Here is an 18655-nt window from a genome sequence, read left to right on the forward strand (position 1 = left end):
CTTTTGCATCTCAATCTCCCGGTTACTGCAACTCGGGCAACAACCACTTGGCCATCTCGAAGTAGATGATAAGGCCGGTGCCATCCACCAGTGTCGCGATGAATGGCGCAGAGACCACCGCCGGATCGATGCGGAAACGACGCAGCACCATGGGAATAATGGATGCGACCGTGGCACTCCAGAGCACGATGGCGATGATGGTAAAGGTCACCACCATGCCAATCTGGGGACCGACGCCGAGACTCCATGCCCGTACCCAGGCCGCCATGGCAATGGCACCCGAGATGAGCAAACCGGTGGAGAGCTCCTTTTTCAGCACTGTGCCGAGATTGCGCAGACTCACCTCCCCGACCGCCATGGCTCGTACTATGGTGGTGGTGATCTGGGTGCCGCTGTTACCACCAGTACCGATCAGCAAGGGGATAAAGAAGGCCAGCGCGATGGCCGCTTCCAGCTGCTCCTCGAATGCCCGCAGCACGGTGCCGGTGTAGGCTTCCGCCACAAACAGGATAAGCAGCCAGCCCACCCGTTTGCGCCACAGCTGCCAGGGGGTCGCCTGCAAGTAAGCGGTATCGAGCGGTGATGATCCTCCCTGCATCTCGGCATCCTCGGTGGATTCGAGCTCCAGAATATCCGCCGCATCATCAACGTGGAAAATACCGACCAGTCGCCCCTGATCCTCGACCGGTAATACCGACAGGTCGCGGTCGATGAGCAGGCGCGCTGCCAGCTCCTGATCCGCACGGGCATTGATCCGCACCGTCTCCCGATCCATCAGGGTCGCGACACTGGCCAGCGGGTCGGCGATCAGCAAGGTCTTGAGGGAGAGGCTTCCTTGCAGACGACCATCCCCGTTGACCACATAGATATGGCGAAACAGCTGGGCATTGTCCCAGGCATCGTGGATCAGCTGTTTGGCGTGACCGACCGTGTCCTCCTCCCGTACCGCCAGATATTCGTGGCGCATGTTGGCCCCCACCGACTCGGTGGGCCAATCCAGCAGGGAGTAATACATGGCCTGCGCCTGGGTCGGGAAGCGAGCCAGCAACATGGTGCGATCCTGACGACCCAGTTTGCGCAGGATGGCGACCATCTCGCGACGGGGAATGGCCTCCTGCAACACGCTGACGATGCTGCCATGGAGCCGCAGCAACAGGCGCCCGGCACTCTCGGCCGAGAGTGAACCAAGCAGTTCGGCCCCTTGCGGGATTGGCAGGGTATCAAAGATGCAGTTGAGCTCTTCCGGACGCAGGGTCAGCAGTTGATCGGCGCGCTGAACCGGATCCAGATTATGTTCCAGCCAACCCTGCAGGGCGGCCAGATCGAGCAGTTGGTGACGGTTAAGAATGGTATGTGTTTTCTTCATCACAGATATCCTCATGTGATTTCAGGCGAGCCTGAATGCCTCCGGAAATAGCCGGAGGCAACGACAAGAAAACAGCAATTTGATTGACGAGTAATAGGCAGGAAATGACGCCGTTCGGCGTGTCATCATCCCCACGTACCAGCTTTAGCACTGTATAACGTATCCGGCATGCCGGAAGCCACTTGGGTTTACACCTTAATCCGATGAAAACTGTCCTGATCTTGGGCGTCTCTGGACGTCGTGAGATCAGTGGCCTGTGTTTATACAGGAGCCTCGCCTAACGAGATGCTGCAAATAATTCGCACAACCCTCTGTTGTGCGGGCGGCATGATTATCCAATCCCGCAGGGAGGTCAACCCCGCAGCTCCCATTAAATGGGAAACGGCAACAGCTTGTTACAATTGGCAGGAGATGACACGGAACCAATTTTCATAGTCTGGACAAAAGAAAAGGCCCCAAAGGGCCCCTTCTTTAATTAGCGAATATAGTCAAACAGTGTCAGACGGCTTATTTTGCTGAAAGAGAGTTGCGAGGCACTCAATGCCGCATCCTCTTTTGACAGCGCGGAAATCACTTCATAGAGATCCGCTTCCGACACCTTGGCTCTCGCCTCGGCGTTGAGGGTACTCAACCCCTCGTTAGAATCCATGACAGCCTCGAGACTGTTCATCCTGCCACCCAGCTCACCCAACCCATGATCGATATTCAAGCGGGCATTTTTCATATGGACGGTAGCATCGGCTACTTCCAGCGCAAAGTTGTCAGCGGTAATAGCGGGATCACGCAAAGCGGTAATAAAATCCGACATCCCGTTCAGCACGTTGTCATTTTTTGGTGGATTAAGGTCAAACTGCTGAGCCGCACCACCAGCAGGCAAATCAAGGGTCAACTCCAGACCATTGAAGGGGATCTTGGTGCCAGCAGTGTAGTTACCCGTTTGCAGGGTAGTACCACCGGCATCCTTGATATCATAGGTATCAGGCGGACCGATGGTGGTTGATACGGTATAGGTGTTGCTGGGCAGTGCCGAGTTATAATTGGACTTATAGAAATTATCAAAGTTACCCTGATCGCCGACCCCGACCTTGATATTTGCAGTGGTTGCACTGGCAGTTCTTCTGGTCGCCACGATTTCAAACAGATCCTGCCCGGAATCATTGGCAGCAATTTGTACTGTGGGTGAGACCTGAATATTTCGCTGACCAGGGTCTCCCTGATAGATATACTTTCCGTTGGCGTCTTTGATATATGGCTGGGTCTTGCTCTGATTACCGCCAAATATAAATTCACCCGAGGAGTTTTTGCTATTCATCAGGTCAAACATCTGCTGCTGCAACCCTTCCAGCTCGCTGGCTATGGCCTTGCGATCATCCATGCTGATAGCGCCATTATTTGACTTCTGGATCAGAGTCTGGGCACTAAGCATCGCATTGTTAATCGACGTTAATACCGTCTCCTCATGTCCCAGGCTGTTTTCCAGCAAGCTGCCATTGACACTGTACTGCTTGAACAGGTCAATCTCCTTGGTCAGTGCCATCTTCTGGCTCATCCCCGCAGGATCTTCGCCGGCAGTCTGAAATTTATTGCCGGTTTGCAGCTGTTGATAGGCAGTATTCAACCGCTCGTTGGCACTGTTGAGGGAATAGATATTCCGGTCGTAGATCATGTTGGTGGTGATGCGCATGACGTTACCTCACGGAAGAGAGCAGTGTATCGAAAATGGTTTTGGCCGTGCTGACGATTTGCGCCGATGCCGCATAGGATTGCTGGAAGCGGATCAGATTGGCCGCCTCCTCCTCCAGATTGACCCCAGACACGCTTTCAAAGATGCCGGTGCTCTGGATAAGCTTGGACTCATTGGCCTTGAGCAGCGTTTTTGCCTGACTGGTATTGTTACCCACTTCCATCACCAACCCGGAATAGGCCTGATTGAAGGTCATCTTGTCGTTGGTCGTCCCACCATTGGTGCTCTTGCGCACCAGATCCTTGTTTTGCAGCTCGGCCAGAACCAAGCCATTGCTGTTATCGGCAAAGCCATTGCTGTTGTAACTGAGCTTGAAGCTGTCACCGGCATCCACCGTCCCGGTGATGCTGAACTCGTAGCCTGGCGCCTGTTTCGGGTTGGCATAGACTGCAGCTCCGGCGGGGAAAGGGTTAACGATAGCCGACATCAGGTTTTGCCCCTTGCTGCTCGCGGGGGCCGTGCCAATCAAGGTAGTACCATCGGCTTGGAAAACCTGATAGTTACCACTGCCATCAATTTTGACCACCTGGGGCGCTGTCGGGCTCAGACTATTGGTACCAAAACCTGACCCTGCACCTGTATTGAATACGCCACCCAGTTTGATATCAGCCCCGCCGCCATTATTGGTGGTCTTTTCCGCTTTAAGCGGAGAAGCCAAGGCCAAATCTTCCGGTCGGGTGATCAGCTGACCCAGACCGGCGGCCGCACTTTTGGTGGGTTGCAGCAACAGTCTGTCACCCGCAGCCGGCGCACCGGTGAGATCGATGGAAATGCCGTGACCCGTGAGTTCAAACGTTGCAGGAGGGGTCGTGCCAGTCGCCACAGAGGTTCGATTACCAGACTTGTCCAGCGAGAACACCTCATAACCGGTGGCGCTGCTAAAGCGCACTTCGTAATCAAACGGGGTCACTGATGTCCCCTTGCCCGGCACGAAGCTGACATTCGCCCCGACCGTCCCCGTGTTGTCGTCGTAGGGTAATCCCTTGCTGGTTGGCAGGGTGAAGATATCACCACCAATTTCATTATCCAGATCCATCCCGAGGCGGTTCTGCTGGTTCATTGCATCGGCCATCGCCACGGCCAGCTGCCCCAGTTCGCGCTTGGTCGGTTCAAGGTCGTTACGTGCTTTGAAAAGGCCTCCCACGGCGCCACCAAAGGTCTCGTTGTCAATAAGCGCCTCATTATCACCCAAAGTTAATTGCAGCTCTAAATCTCTCGAATCAGGATCACTGGGCATCACTTTAAACTGAGCCACGCCGCCGTTTAGTACCAACGAATGGCCAGTGCTCATATTGACCAGCATGCTGCCGTTGGGTTGGGCTACGGTGCGAATATCCATCTTCTCCGACAGCTGGCGGATCGCCTCATCCCGCTGATCAAACAGCATCAGGTTCTCTTCGGGTGACCCCTGGGTGCGGATGATGGCCTGATTAAGATCATTGATGCTGGTGAGCAGGCTGTTGACCTGCTTGGTTTCATCTTCAATACGGGTGTTGAGGGTATCGCTCTGCTTGTCGAGCTGCGCCGAGAGGGTATGAAAACGGTTGACCATGCCACTCAACTCCGTCATCACCACCTTGCGCCCACCGATCTCGGCAGGCGATTCATTGGCTGAGTGAAATGACTTGAAGTAGGAGGTGATGGCCGCCCCCACGCTGTTGCTGGTATCCCCAAGCAAGCTGTCAACGCCTGCCAGCTGTTCATAATGGGTCAGGGAGGCATGATAGGCGGAGGTATCACGGCGCACCTCCCCCTGCATATAGTCGTTGATTACCCGCTGGGTCTTGATGTCACCGGTCCCCAGACCGATGGTATTGGTATACACCAGCGTACGCTCACGCACATAGCCCTGGCTATTGACGTTCACTATGTTGTTACTGGTGGTCTGCAGCAGGCGTTGCTGTGCCAGCACGCCCGATGAACCAATCCCAAGCAGGTCGCTTGCCATACGTTACAGCTCCATCTCGTTGTATTGGGCAATGGCGTCACTGCGCAATACCTGTTTCAATTTTCTGGCGTAGTGCGGGTCGGTGGCATAACCCGCCTGTTGCAGCGCCTCAAAGTAGCGATCGGGACTATCCACCTGCGCCAGGGCTCCCTTGTAGCGAGAGCCGGAAGTGAGGAAGTCCACGTAGTCATTGAAGCTCTCTTCAAACGACTTATAGGAGCGAAATGCCGCTTTCTGGCGGGATGCGACGCCTTGCTCATACTCGAGCGTGCTGACCACCGCCTTTGGCCCTTCCCAGCGCGGATCGGCCTTGATACCAAACAGGTTATGGGTCACCTGCCCCTCGCCATCCTTGATCACCCGCTTGCCCCAACCGCTCTCCAGTGCCGCCTGAGCGACCAGTACCGCTGGGCTTAACCCCAACTTGTCGGCCGCTTTCTTGGCCAGCGGCATCAGGCGATTAACGAACTCTTCCGGCGTATCGAACTCTTTGCCCCCACTACCGGTGACACTGCCCTCTTCGCTGGCCATGCGTCCCATGGGCGGAATGCTGCGGTGCGGTCGACGGGGCATAGTGAGTGTGTGACTCTCCTTTGCCCCCTCGGCCATCTCTTTTTCAGCAAAATCTTTGCCAACTTTTGATGCCGCGATCAAATCATCGGCAGCCGCCGTAGGGGGCTGATAGGGTTTGTAGGTCCTTTCGGTGCGCTGCGGCATCTTGAGCACCCGTCCATCCTGATGGGTAAAGGTCTCGGGAGAGAGCTGCTTGGCCACCATGTCAGCCAATCCCAGCCCTCCCTTGCTGGACATGTCGGCAACCCGCTGCTCATCCAGCATCCCTTCATAGAACTGGGTATAACTGCTGTTCATCGGGTTGTCCTGAGTCAACACCCCGTTGGCCTGACGCATGCTCTGAAACAGCATCTGGGTAAAGATTGACTCGAACTGGCGTGACGCACTCTTGAGCGCTTCGGCCTGTCCCTCTTTGCTTTGGCTCATCTGGCGCAGACGATCCAGGTTCTTGATGTCCTGTACCATCCCGAGATTCATGCCGCTGTTGCTGTCAAACTCCGCCATTTTGCTTACCTCATTGCCACCCGTGGCAACCACTTGCCGCTTGTTACAATATGACCAGTTGCCCCTCGATGGCGCCTGCCTGCTGCAGCGCCTCAAGGATGGCCATCAAATCACCGGGGGCAACCCCGACCTGATTGACCGCCCGGACCAGATCGTCCAGGGTCGCACCGGTATCAAACTTGAACATCCGCCCCGGCTCCTGCTGGACATTGATGGTCGAGTTGTTCGTCACCGTCGTCTCTCCTCCCGCCAGCGGGTTGGGCTGGGAGACCTGCTGGTTTTCGGCGATGGTCACCGTCAACCCGCCATGGCTGATGGCCGCCGGTTTGAGCTTGACTTGACTGCCGATCACTATGGTGCCGGTGCGGGAGTTAACGATGATCTTGGCCGCCTCGTTGGCCGGATCCACCTCCAGATTCTCGATGGTGGCGAGATAGGAGACGCGCTGACCCGGATCCCGCGGGGCATAGACCTTGACCGAGGTGGCATCGAGCGCCTGAGCGGTATTTGGCCCCACCAGATCGTTGACCACATCGGCCAGACGGCGCGCAGTGGTAAAGTCTGGGCGGTTAAGGTTGAAGGTGATGGTGTCCCCCTGACTGAAGGAGTTGGGCACCTCCCGCTCCACGGTCGCACCGTTGGCAATCCGCCCGACGGTCGGGGTATTGATCACTACCTTGGAACCATCAGCCCCCTCTGCCCCCAGACCACCGACCACCAGACTGCCCTGGGCGACCGCATAAACCCGCCCATCGAGCCCTTTCAGGAAGCTTTGCAGCAGAGTGCCGCCCCGCAGGCTCTTGGCCTCGCCGATGGCAGAGACCGTCACGTCGATGGTCTGGCCCGGCTTGGAGAAGGGGGGCAGGTCGGCATGGATCGCCACCGGCGCCACATCCTTGATCTTGGGCTTGATGTTATCCGGCACCTTGATGCCAAAATTGTTGAGCATGGTACGGAAGGTCTGCTCGGTGAAGGCGTTGTTCTTCTCGCCAGTACCGGGCAACCCCACCACCAGACCGTAACCAATCAGCTGGTTGTTACGCACCCCTTCAACCGAGCTGATGTCCTTGATCCGGGCCGCATTGGCCACACCCAAGGGCAGCAGACAGCAAAGCAGAGTGACAAGACGGAGTGACTTCATAACATCTCCTAGAGCGGCCACCAGGGACCATTGAAAAAGCTGGTAAGCCACCCTTGCTCCTGGCTATTGGCCAGATCGCCGGTACCACCGTAGTAAATGCGGGCATTGGCCACTTTCTGGGACGAAACGCTGTTATCAGACGTCACGTCCTCCGGGCGAATAAGACCGGTGATCCGGATATATTCATTGCCATTGTTGAGCATGATCCACTTCTCACCGCGCACCACCAGATTGCCGTTGGGCAGTACCTTGGCCACGCTGACCGAAATATTGCCCTGCAGGCTGTTGCTCTGATCCGCCTTGGCCTGGCCCTTGAACGCGCTGTCTTGAGCAATGGAGGCTGAGAGATCATAGGGGCTGGCGGTCACGGGCACGCCACCCAACTTGACCGGGTCCAGATTGAACTTGTTATTCTTGCCACTCTGGGTATTGGCCTTTTTCGAGGCAGAGGTCGACTCCGACAACTCGATGGTAATGATGTCACCTACCTTGTGTGCCTTGATATCCGAATAGATGCCATTGACCTGATCCGGCTGGAAAATCGCCCCTGTCGGCCGCACCGACACCGGCTCCGACTCCCCGTAGACGGGGGAAAACTCGGGATCATCAGGCTTGGGCGTATTGGGAGTGCTGCTACACCCTCCCAGCACCAACAATCCCAGCATCCATACGGCTTTCATCATGCACCTCCTAATTAGGTACGCTGGATCAGGAAGGACATCATGCCGTCCACGGCGGAGAGCACCTTGGAGTTCATCTCGTAGACCCGCTGAGCCTGAATGAGGTTCACCAGCTCTTCGGTCACGTTGACGTTGGAAGTCTCCAGCATCCCCTGCTTGATCACCCCCAAGCCATCGGCACCGGCAGTCCCCTGAGCGGCAGCACCACTGGATTGGGTCTCGACAAACATGTTCTCCCCCATCGGCTGCAAGCCGCTGGCATTAACGAAGTCGGAGATGTTGATCTGACCGACGACCTGAGAAGCGCCATCGCCCTTGAGCTGCACCGAGACCTGGCCATCTTCACCCACCGTAACGCTCTGGGCGTTTTCCGGGATCTGGATTTCCGGTTGCAGCGGGTAGCCATTACCCGGGGTCACTATGGTCCCTTCATCGTTGAGGGTGAACTGACCGTTACGGGTATAGGCCGCACTGCCATCCGGCAGCTGAATTTCAAAGTAGCCACGACCACTGATCATCAAATCGAGCGAGTTGTCAGTGGTTTGTACGTTACCCTGACTGTGGTTTTTCTGGGTCGCCACCACCTTGGCTCCCGCCCCCAGCATCAAGCCGGAGGGGAGCTCGGTATCGGCAGAAGAGCGGCCACCGGGCTGGTTGATGTTTTGATACAGCAGATCTTCAAAGATGGCCCGTGACTTTTTAAAGCCCACGGTGCTGGCGTTCGCCAGGTTGTTCGAGGTGACCGAAATATTGGTCTGCTGTGCATCCAACCCGGTCTTGCTGATCCAGAGTGCGGGATTCATAGGTAACTCCTTGATTAGCTGATTCGCAGCAGTTGGGTTTGAGCTTCATCATTCTCTTCGGCCGTCTTCATGATTTTGACCTGGGTTTCGAACTGGCGTTGCAGCCGGATCAGGTTGGTCATCTCATCCACCACATTGACGTTGCTCCCCTCAAGGGAGCCGGCAATCAGGCCAACGTTGGCAGAGGCGGGTTCATTCTGACCATCCTTGCGGCGAAACAGACCATCTTGCCCCTTCTCCACCGCATCGGCGGCCGGGTTGACCAGCTTGATCCGCTGAAAATCTTCCGGCAAGTTGGCGGCAGCCCCCTCCGGACGACCGCTGATGGTACCATCCCGATTGATCTCGAGTTTCTCCATCGGCATCGGCAACACGATTGGCTGACCGCCGTCATCCACCACATTCAGGCCAGTCGAGGTCTGTAAATTGCCGGTCGCATTGACCTGCAAATTCCCCATGCGGGTATAGGCCTCGCCGCCCTTTGGATCCTGCACGGCAATCCAGCCCGGACCATCCACAGCTACGTCCAGATCCCGTCCGGTGGTCATCAACATGCCATGCTGCAGGTTCTGACCCGGGCGCTCAGCCATGGCAAACACCCGGCTTGGCAAGCCCTCTCCGAACGCCTGCATGCTTCTGGCCTGCTCAAAATCGGACTTGAAGCCGGTGGTATTGGCATTGGCGAGGTTGTTGCCGCGAACAGCCAAGCTGTTCATGGTCTCTTTGGCCCCGGACATGGCGATATAAAGCAGGTGATCCATGGAATTCTCCGTCAAACAGATGACTCTGACAGGAGAAATGCAATTAGAGTGCCAACAGCAGAAATATGGGGGAATAAGGAGGATGGGAATGCAACATAAACAGAGAGGGGGCAAAGCCCCCTCTCGTTATCATTTATTGCGCGATTAACGGATCTGCAGGATGGTCTGCTGCAGCGAACTGTTGACCTCAAGAGAACGAGAGTTGGCCTGGAAGTTACGCTGGGCAGTGATCAGGTCAACCAGCTCGGAGGTCAAATCCACGTTGGACTGCTCCAGCGCCGATGATTTGATGGTCCCGAAAGTGCCCGAGTTTGCCATACCCGGTAACGCGTCTCCGGAAAGCAACGATTGTCTCCAGGAAGTATCCCCTACCTGAGTTAGTCCTTGCGCATTAGCAAACTTCGCCATTGCCACCATGGCAACTTTGACAGTAGTGGCATTGCTATAAGTTGCAGACACTATACCGTCGGGGGTAATTTCAACTTTGGTCAAACGGCCGACTGTCGAGCCGTCTTGCGTCAACTTATAGGCCTCGAAAGGAGAAGCGTAAGAGGTAAGATTACCTAAAGAAATTTCAATGACTTGGGTAGGGTCTGCACCATTATTGATTATCCCTGCGCCAGCTCCTAACGCTTCGGTCTTGATAACCGCCGGTGCAGTCGGTGAAATCATTTTTCCATCAGCATCAAATGTGATTCTCGCACCAGCAGGAGCCTGATCCAAACCAGGTGCCATCGTCGGAGTAACCGCACCAACACCATCGATATCAATAGGCTTATCTCCCTGGTAAAGATACATGCGCCATGCTGTAGGATTTGCTGGGTTAGCAAGATTGGCAGGATCTGCTTCTTTAACAAAATATTGGGTAATGGTATGTGGCTCACCAAGCGAATCGTAAACCGTAATTGACGTGGACGCAGAATAGGTATTTGAGTCTTTTCGATTAAATGTAGATGCATCAGGCGGGTTAGGAACAGGAACCGTTGGTGCCGTAGCACCGGCCGGAAGCGGCTTTGTATTAGCTGGCAAGTTGTAACTTGCCTCGATCTTGGTCGTTTTCACAGGCTCACCCGCCTTATCAGGGATCTGGATCGGCTTGGTAGAGTTAATACTGACCGCCTTCGGTGTGCCATCGGCGTTAATTTCATAACCTTGCAGGTAATGACCCTGATTATTAACCATATAGCTGTTTTCATTGAGCTTGAAGGCACCCGCACGGGTATAGGTGCGATCCAGGTTGGTCAGGCCATCGGAGGTCACAAAGAAGCCATTACCCTGAATCGCCAGATCCAGTGCGTTATTGGTAAATTGCAGCGCCCCCTGATGGAACTGCTGGGCAACCGCACCGGTCGCCACACCATTACCGACCTGGGTCTTGGCGTTGACAAAGATGGAGTTGGCATAGACATCCGCAAACTCGGCTCGGGACTCCTTAAAGCCCATGGTGTTAACGTTGGCAATGTTGTTGGCGGTGACGTTCAAGTCTTTTTGTGCCGCGTTGACACCGCTCAAGGCATTGTTAAATGACATATCCAGCTCCTTAGATCGATGCTGTCGACGTTGTTTTTGACTGAGTTGTTGGTTTGTTCTGATTAGATCCTGAAATTTGCAGGATACTGTTAAGCGTTGTAGTGCCTAGACCTCTCAGATTGAGTTGAGTCGGGTTGGTTCCGTTCCCCAGGACCACACTATCAACCTTGCCATAGGTCAGGGCAGAGATGCTCTCCGACTTTCCATCCATGGTGCCGTTAGCTTTAATCACGTATTTTCCAGGCTTGGCCGGATTGCCACTCTTGTCTTTACCATCCCAAGCAAATTCAACATTGCCGCGTAAATCACCTTCCAGAGGAAACTCCTTTATCACCTGACCCTTTTCATCTTCCACCGTGATTTTCACATTCGAATACTTGTTCTCGACACCGACAGCCACAACCCCGGATATGGACCCCTCTTTCTCCAAATAACCGATATTGCTAGGGAGCAGCACATTTTGTCCGACCAGTGCAGAGGCTTGCAGCGCCTGACTAGATGTCATCAGAGTATTGAGATTGCCCATCTGGGTGGACAAGCTGTTGATCCCCTCAGAAGTCGACATGGATGTCATCTGGGAGAGCATCTGGGCGTTATCAACAGGCTTGAAAGGATCCTGATACGACAGCTGCATGGTCAGCAGCTTCAGAAAAGAAGCTTGATCCAGCTCTTTCTTCGGCGTTGTAGTGGTGCCTGTCGTCTGGGTCGTGGCACGGCTGATGCCGTTCACATTACTGGTTGTATCGACCATGCTGCATCCCTCCTATCAGGATTTGCCAAGCTGGAGCGTCTGCTGCAGCATCTTCTTGGCCGAATCAGCAACCTGTACGTTGGTCTGGTAGCTGCGCGAGGCGTTGATCATGTCGGCCATCTCTTCAACCATGTTGACGTTTGGCTTGAAGATAAAGCCGTCTTTATCCGCCATCGGGTGGTTGGGGTTGTACTCCTTGAGTAGTGGCGCCTTGCTCTCGACAATCCCCTTCACCTCAACCCCGACCGAGCCCTGCTTGTCAGACATAGCCTGATCGAGCTGGGCGGCAAAGACTGGCCGCCTGGCGTGGTAAGTATTTTCCACACTGGAGCTGACGCTGTCCGCGTTGGCCATGTTGCTGGCAACTGTGTTGAGGCGCACTGACTGTGCACTCATAGCCGAGCCTGCTATGTCAAAGACCTTGAACAAACTCATCACTGCTCTCCTTTCAGTGCCTTGAGCAGGCCACTGATCTTGCTATTCATAAATTCAAGGGAGGTTTGATACTCAAGGCTATTGCGCAGAAATTCGCTGCGCTCCTGCTGCACATCGACTGTATTGCCGTCACCGGTATCCGGTTGCAGCGGGTTGCGATATTGCACGGTACCCGGGGCGTCCATATTCAAGGCAAAGTGCTTTTCGCTGGTCGTTGCCAAACCAAAACCCTGATGCGACTGGGCCTCCTGCAATGCCTGAGCAAAATTGATATCCCTGGCTTTGAAGCCCGGGGTATCTGCGTTGGCAATATTGCTGGAAAGCACCTCAGCACGCTTGGCGCGAACGCTTATAGTGTGTTGATGCACACCGAATGCCTTGTCAAATGAAAGAGCCATAGCACACCTCCTGCTTGGTTTATTTTGTTTGCAAGAGGTGTGCCATAAGCAAATCACTCAGTTCGATAGTTTGGGTATGAGCACAGTTCAGACCGAAAACGGCAGGAGCATCTCGCGCATTGAGTCAGACGGCATCATTTGGCCACCTTAAGGCTTCAACCACTTTTGCAATGGCGAGATATGGTAGGTAAATAGAAAGACTGAGCTGTAGATAAAGAAAGAGGGAAGCTCGTAGCTTCCCTCTTTGCATGAACTAGCAATATTCGGCAGACCCCGAGTATCAAGGCGGTCAGGCCTATTTGACCTTGTAGACAATCCCCGGATTGCAACGGATCATCTCGAACCGGTCGGTCAATCCGGCCAGTGACTCCGACGCACCCAACATCAGATATCCACCGGGGTTGAGACTGGCAGCAAACTGGTTGAGGATCTTCGACTTCACTTCCGGCGCAAAATAGATGAGCACGTTACGGCAAAAGATAATGTCAAACTTGCCGAGCAGACTATAACTCTCCAGCAAGTTGAGTGGCCGGAAGGTGGTCAATTTTCTGACTCGCTCGGCAACCCGCATCTTGTTGTCACCGTAGGGCTCAAAAAACATCTTCTTGCGCTCCGGTGACAAACCGCGCGCCAGAGCAAGGCTATCGTAAACGCCTTCCTTACACTGATTGAGCATGGTCGTCGAAATATCCGTCCCGACAATCTGCACGCCACCAGGCAAGGTCCCCGGCTTTTTCATCTGCTGCTCCAGTGCCGTCATGGCAATGGAATAGGGCTCCTGACCTGACGAGGATGCAGCCGACCAGATCTTGATGGGGCGGCCACTTTTCCCCAACTCGGGGAAAATCTTGTCGGTAAGAAGCTGAAACGGATAGGTATCACGAAACCAGAGGGTCTCGTTGGTCGTCATGGCATCCACCACGGCCATTTTCAGGTCACGCTCTCGCACACTCATTGCACGGGTAACCAGATCAGACAGACTCTCGATGCCAAACTGAGCCATCAAAGGTGAAAGACGGCTCTTCACCAGATACTGTTTGTTATCCCCCAGCACAATTCCGCTCTGTACCGCCAGAAAGTTGCTGAACTGTTTGTATAAGTCGTCCGAAAGTGTCTTCATGCAGCTGTTCTTCTTTATTAGAGTGCGTTTTGTACGGCCTTGGCCAATTCATCAGGCTGGAACTTGGCGATAAAATTGTTCGCACCAACTTTCTGCACCATTGCCTGGTTGAATACTCCACTGAGCGAGGTATGCAGAATAACATGCAAATCCTTGAGATTGGGATTATTCCGGATCTCGGCAGTGAAGGTATAGCCATCCATTTCCGGCATTTCGATATCCGAAATAACCAGCGCAACCTGATCCTTGATAGGACCATTTTTGGTCATTTCCAGCAGCATGTTCAATGCTTCGCGGCCATCTTTTGCCAACACGCACTCGACACCGATAGCCTCAAGCGCACGTTGTACCTGTTTGCGTGCCACTGAGGAGTCATCCGCAACAAGAACAGGACGCCCCAGAGTCGGGTGGTCGACGCTGGCCTGAACCAACTCCTCACTAACATCCGTTGCAACCGGCGAAATTTCGTTCAATATCCGCTCAACATCAAGAATCTCGACCAACTCGCCGTCGACTTCAGTCACGGCAGTCATGTAGTTGATGCGACCCGCACCTTTAGGCGGAGGCAGGATGGATTCCCAGTTCATATTGATGATGCGCTCGACCGAATGCACCAGAAAACCCTGAATAGAGCGGTTGTACTCGGAGATGATAATGAAGCATTTGCTCAGATCATCTATCGGGCGTTTGCCAACCGCCATGCTGAGGTCGATGACCGAGATAGTCTGGCCACGAATATGAGCCACCCCGCGAATGCAGGAGTTCAATTTTGGCATCACGGTCAAGGGGGGACACTGCAATACTTCACGCACTTTGAATACGTTGATGCCAAATCTTTGACGTCCATTGAGACGAAACAACAACAACTCCAGCCGGTTTTGCCCCACTAGCTGGGTACGTTGGTTGACCGAGTCCAGGATACTGGCCATAAACACTCCCTAAAAACGCTTGGCATTAATCATGCATGCGTGATGGATTGCGTCAGACTATCGATGTGACAACGAACAGATTCTGAAGCAATCATAGTTAAATATGGTGATATGCGTGAACAACTTATCGACCAACGAGCGAAAATGATTAACCGACTTTTACTCATCAGCCTCTTTTTTGGCAGCATATCTTCCAGCTACGCCTCGGACGTCACTACTTATCTGCAAGAAAAGGCACAAGAGTTCGTTTACAGCCAGCTGGATATTCCGTTGGATGCCAGAGCCGAGGTCACCTCTGCCACACTGGATGAACGGCTCCCACTGACCCGCTGCGAAGATCTGCTCACTATCAGCTTACCAGCAAAAATGGAAATTCGCCGTAATACAACAGTTTACCTTAAATGTGAGGAAGACAAACCTTGGGACATCTATCTCCCGGTGCGGGTCAGTATTCAAAAGCCCTATGTCACTGTGACCAACCCCATCGCCAAGGGGGACCTGCTGAGTGAAAGCCAGCTGGTGTTGGCCTATCAGGATCAGACCCTGATCCGCGGCGACTACCTGACTGACACCGCCCCTCTTATCGGAGTACGCAGCAAGCGGGAGCTAAAACCTGGGCAACCCATCCGTTTGAGCCAGGTTTGTGTCGTGTGCAAAGGGGATCAGGTCACCCTGACGGCAGAAAACAGCAACTTCCAGATCAAAACCATGGCCCGAGCCTTGCAAGATGGCAGCTTCGGAGAGATCATCAAACTCGTCAATATTCGCTCCGGCAAAACCGTTGAGGGTAAAGTCAGTGCGGTAGGTGCCGTATCGGTCACTTTTTAAATCCGGATCCTTGACAACTTTTTTCTAAAGTTTTGATCTGCCGCACCGATAAACAGGTAAGCAAACCTTAAAGCAGACGAAGGTAACTAAAATGGCCATCAACAATATCAACAACTTGGCGAATAATCGGTTGCAAAATACCGCTAATAGCCAGGGGACAGGCAGCAAGTCAGTCACCTCATCGCCCGAAAACAAAGCGGCTACTGTCAAGCTGGACTCCGTCTCCTTGACCAGTGAGGCGCAACAATTGCAAAAGATGCAACAAAACCTCAATACCGCCTCGACCGGCAATGAGAGCAAGGTCGAACGGCTGAAAAAAGCCGTCGCGAGTGGCGAATATCAGGTCAACAGCGACGCTGTGGCCAAGAAGATGTTCAGTTTCGAGGCCAATCTGGACAAAGTTCTGGGATGATGGATTTACCTTCGTTACTGCACACCCAAGATGATTACCTCAGCCAGATGCAAGGCATTCTGGAAGAAGAGTTCAGCTTGCTCGAACAGCATCAGGCACTGGCCCTGCCCGCACTGACCGAGCGCAAACAGCAGTTGCTTGCTGCGATAGAAACTCTGGACAAGACCCTCGCAGAGATGCCGGAACTGGCACTACAGCTGGCTGCCTATCCCGACGAGATGGCGCAGCTTCGTGCAAAACTGGATGCTTGCCAGGCACAAAATGATATCAACGGTCGATTGCTTGAATTGAGCATCGTCTCAAACCGTCGTCTGGCAACCTTTCTTAGTCAGCTGCGCGATCGCAACAGCCTGACCTATGACGCCAAGGGTAACACTCGCTCTGGCACCCGCTCCTACGGTATCAAGGCCTGACATCTCTTATCAGGCCTTGCATTTTTTGCTCTCGGTTTTAAAGCACCAGTCGCAACAACTCTCGCCCGTCCTCACACGCATTAACGCGCAGTACCCCGTCCTCATAGCTCCCGTAACTGGCAGGCAACTCGCCGCGCGGGAAACAGATCGACCCCGGGTTCATCAATACCCGCTCCCCCTGCCACTCCAGCACCGGCACATGGGTGTGGCCGCTCAGGAACAGACTGCCCACAGGCAGCTGTACCTCGTCCGGGCGATAAAGATGGCCATGGCTGACAAACCAGCGCCGCTCATCGATCAGCAACTGGTTGTAGGGGGCGGTGATGGGAAAGCGCAACAGCATCTGATCCACTTCGGAATCGCAATTGCCCCGCACCGCGATGATCTGTGGCGCCAGCTCGTTGAGCCGATCGGCCACCGCGGCCGGGTTATACCCTTCCGGCAGAGGATTGCGCGGGCCATGGTTGAGCAGATCGCCGAGCAGCAGATAGTGGTCCGGCTGCCAGGGCTCAAGTTGGGTCAGCACCCGCTCCAGCGCAATGATGCTGCCGTGGATGTCGGAAATGATGGCAAGTTTCATGAAATGCTCCTCACTGCGGGCTGAAATAGAGATCCTTGGTGGCAATCGTCCCTTTCAAATTCTGGCTGGGCAGCCCTCGCAGCGCGGGATCGACCAGTCTCATCTGATTGTAATGATACACGGGGAGGATCGGCGCCTCCTCAAGCAGCAACTGTTCGGCATGCCGGTAGAGTTCAACCCGGCTCGCGTTGTCCAGCGTATTGGCTGCCTGCTCCAGCAGCAGATCAAAGTCGGGATTGCAGTAGCCGCTCTCGTTGCGCAGATCCTGACAACGGAAGCTGCCCAGCATGGCTGACGGCTCCACGTAATCGCCAAACAGGAAGCTTCTGGCCACCTGAAAATCACCGCTATCCTTTGCCACCTGATAGGCGCCCCACTCCAGACTGTTGAGGGTGACCTGCACCCCCAGCTTCTGCCACATGGCGGCAATGGCCATCGCCATCTGCTTGTGGGTTTCGGCGCTGTTGTAGGTAATGCTCAGCTTGAGTGGATTGGCACTGTTATACCCGGCCGCTGACAGCAACGCTGCCGCTTTGGCCTGGCGGGTTGGCATATCTTCAAGCGCCACAGGCAATATCACCCGGGGGTAACCCGGCATCTCCGGCAACAGCGACCATGCCGCCTGTTCATCCTGCCCGCTCACCGATCCAATGAGCTGCTGTCGATCAACCGCCATGGAGAGCGCCTGACGCACCCGCACATCCTGCAGTTCGGGGCGCTTCAGATTGAACGCATAGAGATAGGTGCCAAACAGCGGCAAGCCCCAGAGCCGCTCCGGAGATTCGCGCTTCATCTTCTGGTAATAGCCGAGGGAGACCTTGTTGGTAAGCTGGATTTCACCAGCCTCATAACGCAGCCGTTCGGCATATTGCGAGGTGATCGGCAGGTAGGTGACCCGTCCGATACGGGTGTGAAGGTCATCCCAGTAGTGGATATTGCGCTCGGCTTCGATCTGCTCGTTCGGCGTCCAACTTGCCAGCCGATAAGCACCATTGCTCACCAGCTTGCCGGGTTCGGTCCACTGCTTGCCAAATTTGGCTATCGCCTTCTGGTTGACTGGCACAAAGGGGCGCTGACTGATGAGTTGCAGGAAATAGGGAGCCGGCCGCTCCAGGGTGATTTTCAGGATCTGATCGCTTTGCGCTTCAATGCCCAGATTGCCTAGCTCCAGCGCACCGGCATAGATGGATTGCGCATTGTTGATCCCCGTGGCCAGCAGCAATCCGGCAGAAGGAGAGTTGATGGCCGGATCGAGCAGACGGCGCCAGGCATAGACAAAATCAGCGGCCACCAGCGGCTCGCCATTGGACCACTTCAGTTGGGGGCGCAGGAAAAATCGCCACTCCAGCCCATCTTCACTCACCTCCCAGCGCTGGGCCTGAGCGGGGACGATATGCCCCTGCCCATCATCGCTGACCAGCCCTTCAAACAGATCGACCAGTACCGCCTCCCCCGGAAAACCGGATCGCACCAGCGCCGGATCCAGTGACTCCGGCTCGGCACCGTTGCCCTTGACCAGGGTTTGCCGATCGGCAAGCAGAGGCTGCTGCTCAACGGTGGTGGCATGGGCCAGGGGCCCAGCCAGCACGGCAAGCAATAGCGGGGAGAGCCAGCGTTGTGCCAGCTTGGGGAAGAAACCATACCTCATGACAAAACCTCGAATAAAACCACTGCAGGAGGGGAAGGCCGACGGCGCGCCTGATGAATGCCTGATGCCGCTCTTGTTATCCCCGAAAACG

Annotated in this window: 19 protein-coding genes and 1 riboswitch; of the genes, 3 read left to right on the forward strand and 16 right to left on the reverse strand. The window is 54.7% G+C overall.

All coding sequences use genetic code 11. From position 1 onward, the window contains the following. Positions 1–22: 22 nt before the first annotated feature. The 14 genes from mgtE to AB5Y76_RS05655 all read right to left on the reverse strand — a co-directional run bounded on the left by mgtE (position 23) and on the right by AB5Y76_RS05655 (position 14683). Positions 23–1366 (reverse strand): magnesium transporter, encoded by a 1344-nt coding sequence (gene mgtE / locus AB5Y76_RS05590; protein ID WP_263717653.1) that lies wholly within the window; start codon positions 1364–1366, stop codon positions 23–25. A gap of 122 nt (positions 1367–1488) precedes the next feature. Further along, positions 1489–1658, reverse strand: a riboswitch (M-box (ykoK) riboswitch). Between the two features lie 183 nt (positions 1659–1841). Then, positions 1842–3050, reverse strand: a complete 1209-nt coding sequence (gene flgL / locus AB5Y76_RS05595; RefSeq protein WP_047437649.1) for a flagellar hook-associated protein FlgL — start codon at positions 3048–3050, stop codon at positions 1842–1844. Between the two features lie 4 nt (positions 3051–3054). Continuing rightward, on the reverse strand, positions 3055–5058 hold the full coding sequence (gene flgK / locus AB5Y76_RS05600) for a flagellar hook-associated protein FlgK (RefSeq protein WP_167564993.1): 2004 nt from the start codon (positions 5056–5058) through the stop codon (positions 3055–3057). 3 nt (positions 5059–5061) lie between these two features. Further along, entirely contained in the window at positions 5062–6135 is a 1074-nt protein-coding gene (gene flgJ, locus AB5Y76_RS05605) for a flagellar assembly peptidoglycan hydrolase FlgJ (protein WP_263717651.1), read from the reverse strand. A 43-nt stretch (positions 6136–6178) separates the two neighbouring features. Further along, on the reverse strand, positions 6179–7276 hold the full coding sequence (locus tag AB5Y76_RS05610; RefSeq protein ID WP_005350664.1) for a flagellar basal body P-ring protein FlgI: 1098 nt from the start codon (positions 7274–7276) through the stop codon (positions 6179–6181). A gap of 8 nt (positions 7277–7284) precedes the next feature. Beyond that, entirely contained in the window at positions 7285–7956 is a 672-nt protein-coding gene (flgH, locus tag AB5Y76_RS05615; RefSeq protein WP_005350662.1) for a flagellar basal body L-ring protein FlgH, read from the reverse strand. Between the two features lie 14 nt (positions 7957–7970). Beyond that, positions 7971–8759 carry a flagellar basal-body rod protein FlgG gene (gene flgG / locus AB5Y76_RS05620; RefSeq protein ID WP_005334158.1) on the reverse strand — a complete coding sequence of 263 codons (789 nt, stop codon included), beginning with the start codon at positions 8757–8759 and terminating at the stop codon, positions 7971–7973. 14 nt (positions 8760–8773) lie between these two features. Then, positions 8774–9520 carry a flagellar basal-body rod protein FlgF gene (flgF, locus tag AB5Y76_RS05625; protein ID WP_005334159.1) on the reverse strand — a complete coding sequence of 249 codons (747 nt, stop codon included), beginning with the start codon at positions 9518–9520 and terminating at the stop codon, positions 8774–8776. Positions 9521–9664: 144 nt separating this feature from the next. Then, positions 9665–11050 carry a flagellar hook protein FlgE gene (flgE, locus tag AB5Y76_RS05630; protein ID WP_005334163.1) on the reverse strand — a complete coding sequence of 462 codons (1386 nt, stop codon included), beginning with the start codon at positions 11048–11050 and terminating at the stop codon, positions 9665–9667. Positions 11051–11060: 10 nt separating this feature from the next. Next, positions 11061–11801, reverse strand: coding sequence for a flagellar hook assembly protein FlgD (locus AB5Y76_RS05635; protein ID WP_263717650.1), 741 nt, complete (start codon positions 11799–11801; stop codon positions 11061–11063). A gap of 15 nt (positions 11802–11816) precedes the next feature. Then, entirely contained in the window at positions 11817–12236 is a 420-nt protein-coding gene (gene flgC / locus AB5Y76_RS05640; RefSeq protein WP_005350658.1) for a flagellar basal body rod protein FlgC, read from the reverse strand. Continuing rightward, positions 12236–12634, reverse strand: coding sequence for a flagellar basal body rod protein FlgB (flgB, locus tag AB5Y76_RS05645; RefSeq protein ID WP_005334169.1), 399 nt, complete (start codon positions 12632–12634; stop codon positions 12236–12238). The genes flgC and flgB overlap by 1 nt, the downstream gene beginning before the upstream one ends. Before the next feature lie 295 nt (positions 12635–12929). After that, positions 12930–13754: a protein-glutamate O-methyltransferase CheR gene (locus tag AB5Y76_RS05650; protein WP_005350656.1), complete on the reverse strand. Its 825-nt coding sequence runs from the start codon at positions 13752–13754 to the stop codon at positions 12930–12932. A 17-nt stretch (positions 13755–13771) separates the two neighbouring features. Next, a complete protein-coding gene (locus AB5Y76_RS05655) occupies positions 13772–14683 on the reverse strand; it encodes a chemotaxis protein CheV (protein WP_005334174.1) in 912 nt (303 codons plus the stop codon). 144 nt (positions 14684–14827) lie between these two features. On the opposite strand from AB5Y76_RS05655, the gene flgA reads away from it, so the two are divergent. The 3 genes from flgA (at position 14828) to AB5Y76_RS05670 (ending at position 16336) form a co-directional block, all read left to right on the forward strand. Continuing rightward, positions 14828–15511, forward strand: coding sequence for a flagellar basal body P-ring formation chaperone FlgA (gene flgA / locus AB5Y76_RS05660; protein WP_167572525.1), 684 nt, complete (start codon positions 14828–14830; stop codon positions 15509–15511). 91 nt (positions 15512–15602) lie between these two features. Continuing rightward, a complete protein-coding gene (gene flgM / locus AB5Y76_RS05665) occupies positions 15603–15923 on the forward strand; it encodes a flagellar biosynthesis anti-sigma factor FlgM (protein WP_005334177.1) in 321 nt (106 codons plus the stop codon). After that, positions 15920–16336, forward strand: coding sequence for a flagella synthesis protein FlgN (locus tag AB5Y76_RS05670; protein WP_040066163.1), 417 nt, complete (start codon positions 15920–15922; stop codon positions 16334–16336). The genes flgM and AB5Y76_RS05670 overlap by 4 nt, the downstream gene beginning before the upstream one ends. A gap of 37 nt (positions 16337–16373) precedes the next feature. On the opposite strand, the gene yfcE is transcribed toward AB5Y76_RS05670, so the two are convergent. Together yfcE and AB5Y76_RS05680 are read right to left on the reverse strand one after the other, a co-directional pair. Further along, complete coding sequence (gene yfcE / locus AB5Y76_RS05675; protein WP_158111119.1) at positions 16374–16916, reverse strand: phosphodiesterase; 543 nt, start codon at positions 16914–16916, stop codon at positions 16374–16376. Between the two features lie 10 nt (positions 16917–16926). Continuing rightward, entirely contained in the window at positions 16927–18564 is a 1638-nt protein-coding gene (locus AB5Y76_RS05680; RefSeq protein ID WP_263717649.1) for a peptide ABC transporter substrate-binding protein, read from the reverse strand. Positions 18565–18655 lie beyond the last annotated feature (91 nt).

This window comes from Aeromonas sp. R1-2, from assembly GCF_040908505.1.
GTDB lineage: Bacteria > Pseudomonadota > Gammaproteobacteria > Enterobacterales > Aeromonadaceae > Aeromonas > Aeromonas veronii.

What these genes read in the sequence shown, in the direction of transcription:
- flgC (WP_005350658.1), bottom strand. Translation starts at nt 12,236, where the DNA reads ATGAGTTTGTTCAAGGTCTTTGACATAGCAGGCTCGGCTATGAGTGCA.
- flgJ (WP_263717651.1), bottom strand. Translation starts at nt 6,135, where the DNA reads ATGGCGGAGTTTGACAGCAACAGCGGCATGAATCTCGGGATGGTACAG.
- flgM (WP_005334177.1), top strand. Translation starts at nt 15,603, where the DNA reads ATGGCCATCAACAATATCAACAACTTGGCGAATAATCGGTTGCAAAAT.
- flgH (WP_005350662.1), bottom strand. Translation starts at nt 7,956, where the DNA reads ATGAAAGCCGTATGGATGCTGGGATTGTTGGTGCTGGGAGGGTGTAGC.
- mgtE (WP_263717653.1), bottom strand. Translation starts at nt 1,366, where the DNA reads ATGAAGAAAACACATACCATTCTTAACCGTCACCAACTGCTCGATCTG.
- AB5Y76_RS05655 (WP_005334174.1), bottom strand. Translation starts at nt 14,683, where the DNA reads ATGGCCAGTATCCTGGACTCGGTCAACCAACGTACCCAGCTAGTGGGG.
- flgG (WP_005334158.1), bottom strand. Translation starts at nt 8,759, where the DNA reads ATGAATCCCGCACTCTGGATCAGCAAGACCGGGTTGGATGCACAGCAG.
- flgF (WP_005334159.1), bottom strand. Translation starts at nt 9,520, where the DNA reads ATGGATCACCTGCTTTATATCGCCATGTCCGGGGCCAAAGAGACCATG.
- flgK (WP_167564993.1), bottom strand. Translation starts at nt 5,058, where the DNA reads ATGGCAAGCGACCTGCTTGGGATTGGTTCATCGGGCGTGCTGGCACAG.
- AB5Y76_RS05670 (WP_040066163.1), top strand. Translation starts at nt 15,920, where the DNA reads ATGATGGATTTACCTTCGTTACTGCACACCCAAGATGATTACCTCAGC.
- yfcE (WP_158111119.1), bottom strand. Translation starts at nt 16,916, where the DNA reads ATGAAACTTGCCATCATTTCCGACATCCACGGCAGCATCATTGCGCTG.
- flgL (WP_047437649.1), bottom strand. Translation starts at nt 3,050, where the DNA reads ATGCGCATCACCACCAACATGATCTACGACCGGAATATCTATTCCCTC.
- AB5Y76_RS05650 (WP_005350656.1), bottom strand. Translation starts at nt 13,754, where the DNA reads ATGAAGACACTTTCGGACGACTTATACAAACAGTTCAGCAACTTTCTG.
- AB5Y76_RS05680 (WP_263717649.1), bottom strand. Translation starts at nt 18,564, where the DNA reads ATGAGGTATGGTTTCTTCCCCAAGCTGGCACAACGCTGGCTCTCCCCG.
- flgA (WP_167572525.1), top strand. Translation starts at nt 14,828, where the DNA reads ATGATTAACCGACTTTTACTCATCAGCCTCTTTTTTGGCAGCATATCT.
- flgE (WP_005334163.1), bottom strand. Translation starts at nt 11,050, where the DNA reads ATGTCATTTAACAATGCCTTGAGCGGTGTCAACGCGGCACAAAAAGAC.
- flgB (WP_005334169.1), bottom strand. Translation starts at nt 12,634, where the DNA reads ATGGCTCTTTCATTTGACAAGGCATTCGGTGTGCATCAACACACTATA.
- AB5Y76_RS05635 (WP_263717650.1), bottom strand. Translation starts at nt 11,801, where the DNA reads ATGGTCGATACAACCAGTAATGTGAACGGCATCAGCCGTGCCACGACC.
- AB5Y76_RS05610 (WP_005350664.1), bottom strand. Translation starts at nt 7,276, where the DNA reads ATGAAGTCACTCCGTCTTGTCACTCTGCTTTGCTGTCTGCTGCCCTTG.